12 protein-coding genes are annotated in these 15021 nt (G+C 52.2%); 7 read left to right on the top strand and 5 right to left on the bottom strand.

The window, feature by feature from the left end; all coding sequences use genetic code 11:
- Window positions 1-7 precede the first annotated feature (7 nt).
- A complete protein-coding gene (locus J2I47_RS25345) occupies window positions 8-823 on the top strand; it encodes a DUF4397 domain-containing protein (protein ID WP_262899048.1) in 816 nt (271 codons plus the stop codon).
- A gap of 56 nt (window positions 824-879) precedes the next feature.
- Here the strand turns inward: J2I47_RS25345 and J2I47_RS25340 are convergent, their stop codons facing one another.
- Complete coding sequence (locus J2I47_RS25340) at window positions 880-1851, bottom strand: patatin-like phospholipase family protein (RefSeq protein ID WP_207367425.1); 972 nt, start codon at window positions 1849-1851, stop codon at window positions 880-882.
- Window positions 1852-1994: 143 nt separating this feature from the next.
- On the opposite strand from J2I47_RS25340, the gene J2I47_RS25335 reads away from it, so the two are divergent.
- Window positions 1995-2966: a polyprenyl synthetase family protein gene (locus J2I47_RS25335; protein WP_207367424.1), complete on the top strand. Its 972-nt coding sequence runs from the start codon at window positions 1995-1997 to the stop codon at window positions 2964-2966.
- A 94-nt stretch (window positions 2967-3060) separates the two neighbouring features.
- Here J2I47_RS25335 and J2I47_RS25330 read toward each other — a convergent pair whose 3' ends face one another.
- Window positions 3061-3804: a fatty acid desaturase gene (locus J2I47_RS25330; RefSeq protein ID WP_207367423.1), complete on the bottom strand. Its 744-nt coding sequence runs from the start codon at window positions 3802-3804 to the stop codon at window positions 3061-3063.
- A gap of 139 nt (window positions 3805-3943) precedes the next feature.
- Between J2I47_RS25330 and pafA the strand changes: the two genes are divergently transcribed.
- On the top strand, window positions 3944-5608 hold the full coding sequence (pafA, locus tag J2I47_RS25325; protein WP_207367422.1) for an alkaline phosphatase PafA: 1665 nt from the start codon (window positions 3944-3946) through the stop codon (window positions 5606-5608).
- Window positions 5609-5654: 46 nt separating this feature from the next.
- Here the strand turns inward: pafA and J2I47_RS25320 are convergent, their stop codons facing one another.
- A complete protein-coding gene (locus tag J2I47_RS25320) occupies window positions 5655-6431 on the bottom strand; it encodes a biotin--[acetyl-CoA-carboxylase] ligase (protein WP_207367421.1) in 777 nt (258 codons plus the stop codon).
- Between the two features lie 113 nt (window positions 6432-6544).
- On the opposite strand from J2I47_RS25320, the gene rsfS reads away from it, so the two are divergent.
- The 4 genes from rsfS (at window position 6545) to J2I47_RS25300 (ending at window position 13169) form a co-directional block, all read left to right on the top strand.
- Entirely contained in the window at window positions 6545-6964 is a 420-nt protein-coding gene (gene rsfS, locus J2I47_RS25315; protein ID WP_207367420.1) for a ribosome silencing factor, read from the top strand.
- A gap of 112 nt (window positions 6965-7076) precedes the next feature.
- Entirely contained in the window at window positions 7077-9104 is a 2028-nt protein-coding gene (ftsH, locus tag J2I47_RS25310; RefSeq protein ID WP_207367419.1) for an ATP-dependent zinc metalloprotease FtsH, read from the top strand.
- Window positions 9105-9236: 132 nt separating this feature from the next.
- Window positions 9237-11222, top strand: a complete 1986-nt coding sequence (locus J2I47_RS25305; protein ID WP_207367418.1) for a DUF3858 domain-containing protein — start codon at window positions 9237-9239, stop codon at window positions 11220-11222.
- Between the two features lie 3 nt (window positions 11223-11225).
- A complete protein-coding gene (locus J2I47_RS25300) occupies window positions 11226-13169 on the top strand; it encodes a DUF3857 domain-containing protein (RefSeq protein ID WP_207367417.1) in 1944 nt (647 codons plus the stop codon).
- Between the two features lie 66 nt (window positions 13170-13235).
- On the opposite strand, the gene J2I47_RS25295 is transcribed toward J2I47_RS25300, so the two are convergent.
- On the bottom strand, window positions 13236-13553 hold the full coding sequence (locus J2I47_RS25295) for a hypothetical protein (RefSeq protein WP_207367416.1): 318 nt from the start codon (window positions 13551-13553) through the stop codon (window positions 13236-13238).
- A gap of 270 nt (window positions 13554-13823) precedes the next feature.
- Window positions 13824-14990, bottom strand: a complete 1167-nt coding sequence (locus tag J2I47_RS25290; RefSeq protein WP_207367415.1) for a cellulase family glycosylhydrolase — start codon at window positions 14988-14990, stop codon at window positions 13824-13826.
- Between the last annotated feature and the right edge of the window lie 31 nt (window positions 14991-15021).

Here is a 15021-nt window from a genome sequence, read left to right as displayed (position 1 = left end):
CTTTGTCATGAATTTTAAAGTAGAAACTTTACTGACAGTGGCCGCTTCGGCATTACTGGTTGGTACACTAATTACGGGTTGCCAAGACACGGGCTATCCCGACCCGCAACCTGTTACAACGCCTCCAAACACGTCATCGAAAGTGTTGTTTGTAAATGCTACCGCTGATGCAAACTCGCTTATGCCTTACCTCGAAAACACGGCTGTAGGCAATGCATTGGGTTTAGGTCAGGCGACAAACTATGTGAATGTACCCTATTTGGGTTCGTTGCAGTTCCGCGTGAAGGGCGCGGGTGGTACACTGGGGACCAATGATCTATCAATCAAATCTACGATCCTCACAGGTAGTAATTATACCGCGTTTGTGACAGATTCAACCACTCGTCCTTTCGTGACCAACGCGGCTAACCTGACAACAGACGTAGGCGGTGTACGCTTGCTGGTGGTGAATGACCCTCTTTCGCAAACGCTCACTGCAGGTAGTGGAGGTGTACGTTTCTTCCATTTCGTTCCTGATGCTGGTCTACCAGCCAGTTCAACCGCTACAACGCCTTTGGCATTGTCTATAAAATTAACGGGTCCTGGCAGTGCTACATCAACCACTACTATCTTGAACCGTGCCTACCGTAACGTGGCTACAACGGCATTTTCGCCAGTCGCAGCGGGTGCGTATAAGGTTGACGTTTATACAGGGTCCACAGCTACAGGTACAGCCATCACAAGCTCGACGCTTACAGTTGAAGCCGCTAAGCTTTATACACTTTATGCAAATGGCTCCACACGTCGGAAAACGGCGGTTGTTAATAGGATTCAGCATAATTGAGCATTATCGCTCTTTAAATAAAAAAACGCCCCAACCAGCTGGTTGGGGCGTTTTTTTTATACTTTATCTGAACGCTTCAACACGTCCGTTCCAGCTTTATAACCCTGGACAATGAGCTTGCTGATGTCATTGGAATTGAACTTCTGAAGGTTCAGGTAAAGTGGCTCGGTAGGGCGAATCACGGTCAACTCGAAGGGGTGGCCCCGGCTTGTTTCGCGCTCGACAAAACGTTCGGCCCAGGCAATGTCGTTGTTTACGATCTGGTTGACGGTGATGTCTTTGACCCGTTCTACCAGGTTGAGCAAATTCCGGTAATTGAACGATTCGTTGAAGATGTGTTTGGCGTGGCAGGCTACGCACATAATGGCCGTGGCCCCGTCGCTGATGGCTTCGCGGAGGGGGGCTACTTCGCGTAAGCCACCATCAAGGAAAGCTTTACGGTGATCGCCGCCAATGGGGACGGCGGGCATCAGAAACGGCAGTGAACTGCTGGCAAACACATAGTCCAGGAAATGGTCGTCGCCCGGGTCTACGTATACCATATCACCTTCAATCACGTTGACAGCCCCTACCTTTAGTTTGATTGGCCCCTGTTTCAGCACCGCCACATCAACATAGCTGTTAATGAGGTGACGAAGAGGGGCGTTGTCCAGAAAACCATCAAAACGGCTCATCAGCGTATTATAGCCCGTCAGGAACCGCGATTTCAACACAGCTACAGCTTCGGGTCGGGTGATGTTTCTGATCCAGAATTCGAGCAGGGCGCGCCCGGCTTTGGGCCAGTCGATATGGCCGTTTTCGGCGTGTTGGCGGTTAGCTTCGTAGGTCAGGAATGTGGCGTTGAGGCTGCCTACCGAGATGCCGTAGAGGGCTTCGGGCTGGTATCCGCTTTCCAGAATGGCCATGATGGCTCCGCACTGGAATGCGCCTTTGAGTGAACCACCACCCAGCACTAGGGCGCGGCCACAAGAGGTAGGCAACGGTGTGGAATTGACATCGGAAGCGGGGAGAGGCGGTTGGTCGGGCATGGGTGACAAGATTGGCAATTTTCGATAGCCACGCAAGATTTTACGTCGCCACTGCGGTTTCGTGGCTACTTTTGCCCCAACCACAAGTTCATCAATGGCGTATCGCGGGCGACCACGCGGGTCGCCCCTACAGTATACGCTTAATGCCGACCATCGCTGACATACAGGCCCCGATTGCTGCTGAAATGAAACTGTTTGAGCAGAAATTTCGGGATTCTATGAAAAGCGACGTCATGCTGCTCGACCAGATCATGACCTACATCGTGCGGCGAAAAGGCAAGCAACTTCGGCCCATGTTTGTTTTTCTTACGGCGGGCGTTTGTGGTACCATCAACGAGTCGACATACCGCGGCGCGGCCCTGATTGAGTTGCTCCATACCGCCTCGCTCGTGCACGACGACGTAGTGGACGACTCGAACTACCGCCGGGGTTTCTTCTCGGTAAACGCGCTCTGGAAAAACAAAATTGCGGTGCTCGTCGGCGATTATCTGCTGGCAAGGGGCTTGTCATTGTCGCTCGAAAACGGCGATTACGACCTGCTGAGCATTGGCAACAAGGCCGTGCGTGACCTGTCGGAAGGGGAGTTGCTCCAGATTGAGAAGGCCCGCCGGCTCGATATCTCCGAGACGATCTACTACGACATCATCCGGCAGAAAACGGCTTCGCTTATTTCGGCCTGCTGCGCCATGGGTGCCCGCTCGGCCAACGCCCCCGCCCAGATGATTGAGACGGCCCGGCTGTTCGGCGAAAAGGTGGGTATCGCGTTCCAGATCAAGGATGACCTCTTCGACTACGGTACTGCCGAAGTAGGCAAACCGCTGGGTATCGACATCAAAGAAAAAAAGATGACCCTGCCACTCATCTATGCCCTGAACAAAGCCCCTTCAGGCGAAAAGAGGCGGGTGATTAACACCATCAAAAACCACAGTGAGGAACCAAAACGGGTGGGCGAAGTAATCGAGTTCGTGAAGTCGTCGGGCGGCATTGAATACGCCACGCGGGCTATGGAAGACTACGTTCGGCAGGCCCAGGCTCTTCTCCATACCCTCCCCGAGTCTACCTACCGCACCTCCCTCGAAGGACTGGTGGATTATACCATTGCGCGGGAGAAGTAAAGGAGGATTAATGTACAATGCATAATGTACAATGTACAACGGGCTGACGCAAGTAATCTCTCGCGTCAGCCCATTGTACATTGTACATTAATCCTTATTTCCCTTCTCTCGCTTCTGCCAACTTCCACCAGGGGAGGTATGGCTGGGTGTGGTGCTCTTCGTGGTAGCCGAAAAAATAGCAGGAGATGAAGGCCCACGTATGATTAAGCGCCTGGCTGCGAGCGTTATGCGGCGGGTTTTCGTGTTCACCCCGGTGGGGCAGGTACGTACCGAAATAAAACAACTGAAACGTGCTCAGAAACGCCGGGACCATCCAAAAAACGATCAGGTTTTCCATCGGCAGCCATAGTTTCAGCACATTGTAGGTTACGGCCATAGCCACAATCTGCCAAATGGATACGTAGCTCCGGGCAAAATCGATGAACCACAAAACAATGTTGGGGTTGCCCCGGTGGTAGTCAGGGTCATGCTCAGTGGCGGCGTGCTGGTGGTGCCGGTGGTGCCCTGCCGACAGTTTTTTGTAGCTGTTGAACGCAAAAAAAGTTGTTGCCAGCGTACCGATAGCATCATTTAACCGCTTGTTATTGGGCGCTACCACGCCGTGGATGGCATCGTGGGCGGTGATAAATACACCCGTGTAGAGGTGCATCTGCAACAGCACAAACACATACACAAACGGGTCTTTCCAACTCAGCCCTATACCAGATGCGGTTGTGCCGGGACTGTGGTAGGTGAGCAGAAACGACAACAGAAGCAGCCACGTTGTCAGGATCACGACGGCGAACCAAATACCCCGGTTTCCAATTTGGGCTGGGTTAAACGAACTGGATTTTGGCATGAAAAAGGTCGGTGGCCATGATGCTAACTGGCTGATGACATCACCACGACTTAATGGTTGCTATCTGTTTCAACGGCCCCTGCCCCCAAAATGTTCGCTACCTTTGCCGCGTCAATATCATTAGCCTGTTACACAACCTATGACGCGTCTTACCGCTGCTCTTTTTGTCTTTTTGTTATCTGCCTTCACGGTACTCGCCCAGGTAAAACGGGCTTCTCCAGCTCCCTCTATAGCGTCTCCCCCCGATCGGCCTAAACTGGTAGTAGGCATCGTTGTCGACCAGATGCGTTACGATTACCTGTATCGGTATTACAATAAATTCAGCGAAAACGGCTTCAAGCGGCTTATGACGCAGGGTTTTAACGCCCGCAATAACCATTATCATTACGCCGCCACCTACACCGGTCCGGGACACGCGGCCATCTACACCGGCTCGGCTCCCGCCCTCAACGGTATTGTTGGAAATGATTTCTACGACAGGAAGTTAGGCCGGCTGCTTTACTGCACCGAAGACACCACCGTGCGCACGGTGGGCAATAACGGTGGCGCAGGCCAGATGTCGCCGCGCAACATGTTGGTTACCACCATTGGCGATCAGCTAAAACTAGCCACCGACGGACGAGCCAAAGTGGTGGGCGTAGCCCTGAAAGACCGGGGCTCCATTCTGCCTGCGGGCCACGCCGCCGATGCGGCCTATTGGTTCGACTCGAAAGATGGCAACTGGATCACCAGTTCGTTTTATCGGAACGACCTGCCCGCCTGGATGAAGACGTTCAACGCCCGCCGCCTGCCCGACGAATTCATGCAAAAGAAGTGGGAGTTGCTGCTGCCCGCCGACAAATACACCGAAAGCACGGCCGATGATCAGCCATTCGAGGCCAATCTGCCCGGTGAGACCAAGTCGACCTATCCGCACGAGTTTATCACCGTAAGTGGGCAACCGCGCTACGAAGTGCTGCGGGCAACCCCCTACGGCGATCAACTGACCCTGCAATGCGCCCTGGCCGCTATTGATGGCGAACAATTAGGCAAAGATACCATCACCGATCTGCTGGCCGTGAGCTTCTCGTCGCCCGACTACGTGGGCCATGCTTTTGGAACACACTCGGTGGAAGTGGAAGACGAATACCTGCGCCTTGACCTGCAGATTGCCGAACTACTGACCGAACTCGACAAACGCGTGGGCAGAGGCAACTGGCTGGCTTTTCTGTCTGCCGACCATGGTGCCGCCGATATACCCGGCTTTTCGCAGACGTACCGGATACCCGCGGCCGTAAAATCCTATGGCGAAGTAGGCGAGGCGGTGAAGGCGGCACTCACAAAGGCGTATGGTCCCGGACAGTGGATGATCGGCTACTACAACCAGCAGGTATACATGAACACGGCCCTGCTGGCCGAGAAAAAGATTCCCATGTCGGAGGTGTATGCGCTTGTTCGGGCTAGTGTGTTGCCTCAGCGCGGTGTCATCAACGTAATAAACCTGCACGACCTGTCGGCAACGCCGCTACCCGACAATCAGCTTACGATGCTGCGAAACGTGTACCAGCCCAATCGTAGCGGTGATTTCTACGTGATGCTTCAGGCGGGCTGGTTTGAAGGACGAAATAAAGGCACCACCCACGGCACCACCTATGCTTACGATACCCACGTGCCGTTTTTGCTGTACGGATGGGGCGTTAAACCCGGCCAGACGTTTCACCGCACCGCCATCGCCGACATTGCCCCCACGATCTGCGCCCTCCTCAGCATCCTCGAACCCAGCGGCTGCGTTGGCAACCCGGTAGGCGAAGCGATAAAAGAATGATGAATCTGTTGGCGCCAGGGCAGGTACGCTGGCGTCAGCAGATTCATCACTTATCAGTCATCATTACAAAACTCACTTCTTTAAACGCAAAATACCGTATGCCCCCGTCGACCATAAGACCCAGACGGCCGGTGGGGTCGATGCTGATGATCGTGCCGTAGAAGCGTTGGCCGTCGGCTTCGTAGAGATGCGCTTCCTGGTAACGGTACAGGTGTTGCAGATAGGAAGCCCGTAGGGTGTCGCGGTGACCGTTGCGGAGTTGTAGATACCGTTTTTCAAGTTGTTCGCAAAGGGTTGTCAGCAGCGCGGGCAGGTGATAGCCTTCCTGGTAGGGGGCTTCGAGCAGGAGGGAGGTAGCGTTGGGGTAGCCAAACTGCGTTTGGTTGATGTTTAACCCGATGCCCACCACCGTATGAGCCAAATGATAGCCCTGCAGAGCGTTTTCAATTAAAATACCGCCCATCTTCCGGTCGTTTACATAGATATCGTTGGGCCATTTCACGCGCAGGCCTGTGGAAATAAAGGGAGCGAGCGAGTCATGAACAGCCAGCGAAACGGCCATGTTGAGCCAAAACTGTTCTGACGCTTGGAGAAACGTAGGTTGGAGAATCAGCGAGAACGTCAGGTTTTGACCGGGTAGCGCCTCCCACTGATTGCCACGCTGTCCACGCCCCTGCGTTTGCTGACTGGTCGCTACTACATCACCTTCATAAGCCGTTCCATCGGCCAATAGGTGTAGTGCCTCATCGTTGGTTGACTGACAGGTTGGCAGAAAAATGATATTTTGGCCAACAAAGAGCGTTTTGGGATAGATTTTGTACAAAGATTGTTACGTTTAATAGAAAGCAGTCAGTGTATGGTGCGGTTGGGTATTTTATAATCCAATCTGGCAACGCACCCGCTACCCGCCCGCTACCACAAGTTTACTCGCAAAGCATGATTCAACACCCCGTTTCAGCCAAACAAAATGGATTATCTACCGAACAGCTCCGTGATCTGGTAGTGAAAGGAATGCAGGAGAAAAAAGCGCAGGACATCGTTGTGATGGACCTTCGCAAAGTAAAAAATGCCATTACCGATTATTTCATCATCTGTTCGGGTAGTTCCGATACGCAGATTGATGCCATTTCGGGGTCTGTTGAAGAAGAGATTCTGAAAGTGAGCCGTACGTTTCCTATGAACCGCGAAGGCAAGATGAACCGCGAATGGATCCTGCTTGACTACGTCGACGTGGTGGTTCACGTGTTCAAAAAAGACCGCCGGGCGTTCTATGATCTTGAGCAGCTTTGGGGCGATGCCGAGATTCACGAAATAACCGACGATGCGTCCGTTTTTTCGTCAGAAACCACCGCTTAATTATCCATCCATACCGCCCGTCATTTGCCATCCGGGGCCATTATAGACGGCGAAACATTCATTTCCTGTCTGGTGTTACCCTTATAAACCTACTTCTGTACAACCTGTCGAAATGTCTGAAAACAACAATAAAAATCCGCTCAGCAGAGTACCGCGTAAGCCGAACTTTCAGGGGTGGATTGTGGTGCTGCTTATTGCCGCAATATTAGGCATCACTTTGCTCAGTAAAACCTCGTCTGTTCGCCCCACTACGCCCAAACAGTTTGAGCGGATGGTGAAAAACAACGACGTTAAATCGGTGGTCATCGTCAATGATAAAATTGCCGAGATCACCCTGAAACCAGAAGCGCTCAACAAACCCGATTATCGGGCTGTTTCGGGCCAGAAACAACTCTTCAACAGCAGCAACAGCGGTGGCCCCCACTATTCGTTTGAGGTGCCCTCTGCCGAGTCGTTCAAGAGTGACCTGCAACGGCTGGAGAAAGACGTGCCCGATGCGCAGCAGATTGATGACCGCTACGAAACCCGCCCCGACTGGATCAGCTCTTTGGCTACCTACGGCGTGGTAATCGTGATGATTCTGGCTATGTACTTTATCCTGGGCCGCATGTCGGGTACGGGTGGGCCGGGTGGTCAGATATTCAACATCGGCAAATCACGCGCTGCCCTGTTCGATCCCGAAAACCGGGTGAAGATTACGTTCAACGACGTAGCCGGTCTGGACGAAGCTAAAGAAGAGATCAAAGAGATTGTCGACTACCTGAAAAACCCGGCTAAATTTACCAAGCTGGGGGCCAAGATTCCGAAGGGGGCTTTGCTAATTGGCCCTCCGGGTACGGGCAAGACCCTGCTGGCCAAGGCGGTAGCAGGTGAGGCGGGCGTTCCGTTCTTCTCATTGTCGGGTTCCGATTTTGTAGAAATGTTTGTGGGTGTCGGTGCCGCACGGGTACGTGACCTTTTCAAACAAGCCAAAGAGAAAGCGCCCTGTATCATCTTTATCGACGAAATCGACGCCGTGGGTCGTACGCGTGGCCGTGGATCAATGCCCGGTGCCAACGACGAGCGCGAGAACACGCTGAACTCATTGCTGGTAGAGATGGACGGTTTTGCTACCGACTCAGGTATCATTATCCTGGCCGCTACCAACCGTCCCGACGTACTTGACTCGGCTCTGCAACGCCCCGGCCGCTTCGACCGGCAGATCAGCATCGATAAGCCGGATATCATTGGCCGGGAGGCGATCTTTAAAGTACACCTGAAGCCAATCAAACTGGCTCCTGATGTTGACCCCCGTGAGCTGGCGGCACAAACACCTGGTTTTGCGGGTGCCGAAATTGCCAACGTCTGCAACGAAGCTGCCCTGATTGCGGCTCGCCATGACAAAGAGTCGGTAGAGATGATCGACTTTCAGGATGCCATGGACCGCGTGATTGGTGGCCTGGAAAAGAAAAACAAACTCATTTCGCCCGAAGAAAAAGAGATTGTGGCCTATCATGAAGCCGGCCATGCAGTGGCCGGATGGTACTTGGAGCATGCCGATCCGCTCGTGAAAGTGTCGATTGTGCCGCGTGGGGTGGCGGCGCTGGGCTACGCTCAGTACCTGCCCCGCGAACAGTACCTCTACCGCACCGAGCAGCTTATGGATGAGATGTGCATGGCCCTGGGTGGACGTGCCGCCGAAGACATTGTCTTCGACAAAGTATCGACGGGTGCGCTGAGCGACTTAGAGCGGATTACGAAACTAGCCTATAGCATGGTCACCATGTATGGCATGAACGACAAGATTGGCAATGTGTCGTTCTATGATTCAAAGCAGTCAGACTACAACTTCAATAAGCCATATTCAGAAGAGACTGCCCGGCAGATCGACGATGAGGTACGCAAGATTGTAGACATTGCTTATCAGCGTACAAAAGACATGCTGTCGGAGCACCGGGAGGGACTGGAGATCATTGCGCAGGAACTGCTCGAAAAAGAAATCCTGTTCCAGAAAGACCTTGTGCGGCTGCTGGGAGAACGCCCATTCGCGCGCGACACGGCCTATGCAGCAAACAAGAAGCGGGGTGTTGCCGAAGAAATAAAAGAGGAGATAGGCAAAGAAGCCAAACCTGCCGAAACGCAGCCCCAGGAGTCGATCTAGATTCGGAAGGGATCAGGTAACATATGGAAAAACCCGGCCAGTTGGTCGGGTTTTTTGTTTGCCAAAATTTGCTATATATTTCTTCACAAATGATTTTTACGACCCTATAGCCATACTTATCTGCTTAAGTTGATGACTCATTTATTACCTGCATTATTCTCATTGGCACTCAGTTTAATGCCGCTTATTTCTTGGTCGCAAGCTGCTGTTAAACCACCCGAGGTTCGGTTTGGTCAGGTTACGGTTGCTGATTTTGCCCTCAAGCCCGTGCCCAACGACACCACCGCTGAGGCTGTGGTGTTATACGAATCAGTCGAAACAGAGTTTGAACTAGGATCTTACATTAATATGGTCTCTACCTACTTTAGCCGCATCCGCATCAACAAAAAGTCAGGTTATGGGCAGGCTACGCTGACAGTCGAGCTTGGTAATTCAGGCAAAATCAGACGTTTAGAGGGAATGACTTACCTACTGAAAGATGGACAGATTGTGCGGAACAAGATGGATAAAGATGCTATACAGATAGAGGAAGTTACAGATGACAACCATATACAGAAGTTCACCCTGCCTGGCGTAGAAGAAGGATGTATTATTGAGTACCGCTATACATGGGTGTCTCCTCAGGCACGTACCCTAAGTTCTTGGAATTTTCAGCATTCAATACCAGTCATATGGAGTGATTTTAAAGCTACCGTATCGAACTATTATTTTCAACAGGCAATATTAACTGGCTATTTACCGCTAACGATCAATGAGGCGAAGCCATCATCGGTAAGCCTACGGTCAGAGGGTTCTTGGCAGCTACATTTTGCCATGGCTAACGTACCCGCTTTCAGAGATGAGCCGTTTATCACTACGCCGAGAGATTATATGGCAAGGGTTGAGTTTGAACTAGCTAGCGCAACAGCCTCAGGAGTGCGCAGTAAAAAATATTTTGGCAATTGGGAAGACGTAGATAACAAGCTTCTTAAAAGCGACTATTTCGTAGATCAGTATAAAAAAGCACCTTATTTCCGTGGAGTAGCATCGAACATAATGAACGAGGTTTCCGCAAATGACACGCTCGCACGGGTCAAGGCGGCGTATGAATTTGTGCGTACTACGATGACTTGGAATGAGAGATGTAGCCTGTACAGCATGCAGTTAAAGAAAGTACTTGACCTAAAAAAAGGAGATGTAGCTGATCTGAATTTTATGCTTATTGGACTCCTGCGTGACTTAGGTTTGGTTGCTAATCCGCTGATTCTAAGCACACGTAATCACGGGCATGTCGATGAAGACGTTGGCCTACTGCGTAATTTTAATTATGTAGTAGCTCACCTTACACTAGGTGGAAAAGATTTTGTGCTCGACGCTACAGATCGGTTTGTCAAACCGGGTATGCTGCCCCTTCGGGCGCTCAATGGTAGTGGAAGGCTAATATTACCTGACGGGAAAAGCCGGTTTGTTTCGTTGACGCCCACTGAACGCAATACACGGACGGAGTCGGCTCTGTTGACACTTTCCACCACGGGCGAATTAACAGGTACCATGTCTTATGCTTACGGTGGGTACGGTGATGTTGAAGCCCGAAGATCCGTTGCTGTGTTGGGTCGAGAAAAGTTGCTGGAAGAGGTAAAGCACATGAAGCCAGCCTGGCAAATTGAGAAAATTGACATTAGTGATTTTACTGACAACAAATTACCTCTAACAATCGACTATGTACTAACGCTTCCTGAGGGTGCTCAGGTGGCAGGAGATCGGATGTATTTTCAACCCCTGCTAACTGAAGGCATATCGAAAAACCCTTTCAAACAGCCAGAAAGGCAATTTCCTGTTGATTTTGCTGTTCCTTCGGATGAAACATTTATGGCTACCTATACCCTGCCTAACGGCTATACCGTAGAGGAATTGCCTAAGCCGTTGGCACTGAGTCTACCCAACAACGGGGGCCGGTTCAACTATCAGGTGCAGCAGCAAGGCAATCAGTTATTGGTGGTAAGTCGAATCTCGATTCGTAAGCCCGTTTTTCCGGCTAATGAGTACGTACTGCTGAAGGAATTTTACGAAAAGATCCTGCTGAAGCATGGCGAACAGATTGTGTTGAAAAAGGGCGCGACGCTGGCCGAGAAGAAATAGAACATGATGAAATATCTCTTACTCGCCTGCGCCGGGCTGGCGGCCCACCTCACGCAGGCGCAAACAGAAAACTGGGCAGTGAGCCTCATCAGTCCGGCCATGACGCTTAACGCTGACGCCGTGCTCCGTCTCGACGAACTGAATTACACCGTGAGGTCGCCCACTGACGCTGTGTTGCGGGTGCGGCAGGTTATCACCATTCTAAATGAAAAAGCCGACGGTAAAGCTCAACTGGTGGTGCCTTACGACAAATTTTCGAAGGTGACGGATATTGAAGGGGCCATCTTCGACGCGTCGGGAAAGCAGGTAAAACGGCTCAAACAGGCCGAGATCACAGACCTTGCCTATGCTCAGGACAACTACGCCGACGATTCGCGGTACAAAGTGGCTCAGTTTTCGCGGCAGTTGGCGTATCCCTATACCGTGGAATTCAGGTATGAGGTCAGTTCGCGGAACCTCATGTTTTACCCCACCTGGCAACCGCAGGACGACGAACGGCTGTCTGTCATCCACAGCCGGTTTATCGTCGACGTACCCGCCATGATGCCGCTTCGGTATAAGGAAGCCAACCTGACCCGGACGTTGACGAAACAGGCAAGTACCGAAGTAAAAGACGGTTTTGCCTATGCCTGGCAGGTTGACACGTTGCCCGCTATTGAGCAGGAACCACTTGCACCCATGCTGGCCGAACGGGTACCCACGGTCTATACCGCTCCTAATCAGTTTACCGTGCAGGACTATATCGGTTCCTGTGCCACCTGGAAAGACGTAGGCGACTTCTATTATGTCCTTAATAAAGGTCGCGATGCGCTGCCCGACGCCGTTCGTCGCCAAGTGCAGGAACTGGTGGCAGGTGAAAAAACGGTGGCGGGTAAGGTGCAGAAGATTTATGATCAACTGCAAAAACAGGCTCGCTACATCAGTATTCAACTGGGTATTGGCGGCTGGCAAACCATTGAAGCGAGTCGGGTAGCGCAAACGCACTACGGCGACTGCAAAGCACTAACCAACTACACCAAAGCCATGTTGGGTGTGGTGGGTATTCCGGCCTACGAAGCACTGGTAAAAGCGGGTGAGTCGGCCCCTGACATCAGAACCGACCTGCCGGGCTTCCAGTTTAACCATGTGTTTCTGTGTGTGCCAAATAACCGCGACACGTTGTGGCTGGAATGCACCAGTCAGCTCAGCCCGGTGGGCTATCTGGGCAATTTCACTGGCAACCGGCATGTGCTGCTGATCACCCCGGAAGGCGGAAAACTGGTGAGAACACCGGCATACACACCTGATAACAACCGCCAGCGACGGTCAGCCACCGTTGTACTTACCCCAGAAGGGGCTGCTACCGTGCATGTTCAGAGCGTGTACACAGGGTTGCAACAGGAGCCCTACATAGACGTAATCCACGGCCTGACCCACGATCAGCAACGAGACTGGCTCATTAAAAGCACGAATCTGCCTTCGTTTGAACTGACCGGGTTTGGCTTTGCCGAAACGAAAGCCACCATCCCTGCCATTACCGAAACCATCACACTGTCTACCCGGCGGTGGGCGTCGCCGAGTGGATCGCGGCTGTTTCTGCCCCTGAATTTATTGTCGGCCACGAGTCTCGCCCCGGTATTGACAAAGCCGCGCCAAAGCCCGGTTGTGCTGAAGTATACCTACGATTTTGAGGACACCGACACCATCCGGTACACCTTGCCCGATGGTTTTGCGCCTGAGTATGCCCTTGCGCCGCTCAGCCTTGATACTAAATTTGGCACCTACCAGGCCCGCGCCGACGTGCAGGGCAATCAGCTTATCTATACCCGCCGCTTGCGGATGCACCGGGGTCGTTACCCTGCCGAAGCTTATGCCGATTATGCTGATTTCAGAAAGAAAGTGGCCAGGGCCGACAAAGCACAACTGGTGCTGATTAAAAAAGAAGTGGCAGCGGTAGCACCGAAATAGCCTGCATACAAAAAATCCCGGCCACTCGGGTGAGTGGCCGGGAATCTGGTTATGTAGTAGGGGGGATTAATCTACTTTGGCGGCCTTTTTCTTTTCAGCTTTAGCACCGGCCTTCATCATGGCAGCGTCAGCTTTCAGCTCTTTTTTCACTGCTTTTTCCTCTTTGCGGTTGGCGTCTTTCATCCGGGTTTTAGGATCGGATACGCCCGCAATTTCAATGCCTTTGTGCGTGCGGGCTTCCATCCGCTTCTCGCGGGCTTTGGCCATCTTCTTCTCGGCCTTCATTTCTTTCTTGGCGGCTTTTCCTTCCTGAACAGCCTGTGAAAAGGCGGCCTGTGAGAAGGCCAGCATCAGCCCAAGGGCCAGCATTGTTACATTTTTCATCTACGTAGAGTGATTAGTGATTGGGTGTCTGCCCACGTGGCCGACGATCTTCTGTTTGAACAGATGACACCACAAAAGGTTTAATGGCCTGATTATGAGATTATTGAAATCTATAAAATAAATAGACTTTGTGCGCTAAAGTAAACTCATTGATAACGAATGAGTTTGCCCTGCTAATTGATTCGTGATTGGCGGGGTTTTATTTTCATTTTTTTTGCAAAAAAAATGCCGCCTCAACATTGAGGCGGCATTGGTTGGTAGGGTGATCAGCTACTTCTTTCCCATTGCTGTTTTGATCGCTACAACGTCTGCAGGGTCGTAGGGGGTGCCGTCACCTTTCAGAATCTCGTGGAACCACACTTTGGGTTCGTTGCCGTTTACGTATGGTTTCTGCCAGCTGTCCCAGGGTAGGTATGTCTGGCTTTTGCCCGCTACAAATCCCCAGCAGATCATGCCTACTTTTTCGCGTTTGGCAATGGGCAGGTGCGTCTGGAATTTGCTGTTTACGCCCCGTGCCATAAACTCGGTACAGATCACCGGCCGCCCCATGCGTTTCAGGTTCGGAATAATCTTTTCCAGTGCCGCAGCGTCGGCGTATTGATGGAACGTAATCACGTCTGAATTTTCCAGCATCATTTTGTCGAAGGCGGGAATGGTGGCATCATTACTCCAGTCGTTACGCCAGAATTGCCACACGCCCGCCGTCAGCGGCTGGGTAGGGGTCACTGCCCGCGCCCAGCCAAATGCCTGCGGCAGCAGGGCCTGAATGATGGCGATCTTTTTGGCTTTTGGCAATTCGGTTTTGATCGTGTGGTTGTCGCCGTAGCTGTTATCATTGGTGTTGTCGGGTTCGTTCCAGACATCCCACATCAGCACCCGCTTGTCAGTTGCAAACGCGCCGACAATACCTTTTACGTAGGCCTGCAGCCGAGGGTACTGCGATACGTCGGTCAATGCATCGGCCCCCGGCGACTGCACCCAGCCTGAGTTATGAATGCCCGGCTGCGGGGCGCGTTGCTTGCCCAGCTTGGGGTAAGGGTCCCAGCACGAGTCGAACAGCACCAGCATGGGTCGAATTTTGTGCTTCTGGCAAAGGGTCAAAAACGTGTCGATGCGCTTGATAAATCCTTTGGCATCCTGCTGATAGGGGAGGTCGTGCAGAAAAACACGCATGGTATTGATGCCCATGTTTTCAGCCCAACCCAGTTCTTTATCAATCGTGGCGGGGTCAAAGGTCTCCGCCTGCCAAAACTCCAGTTCGTTGATGGCGTTGGCCGGGTTGTAGTTGGCGCCTACCAGAAACGGCTCTCTGGCATACCAGGCGTTGGCTTTGGCTGCTGTCCACCGGCCGGGTGCCGAAGGAAGTTGGGAGGGTTGCGCCCATGAACAGAGCGCCGAAACGAGTAATAAGCCCAGCAGGGCAATAGGTTTACGCATGTGAAGCAAGGGTAAGTGGTCAGACTACCAC

Source organism: Fibrella rubiginis (genome assembly GCF_017353185.1).
GTDB classification, from domain to species: Bacteria; Bacteroidota; Bacteroidia; order Cytophagales; family Spirosomataceae; genus Fibrella; species Fibrella rubiginis.
This window is presented reverse-complemented; position numbering and strand designations above follow the sequence as displayed.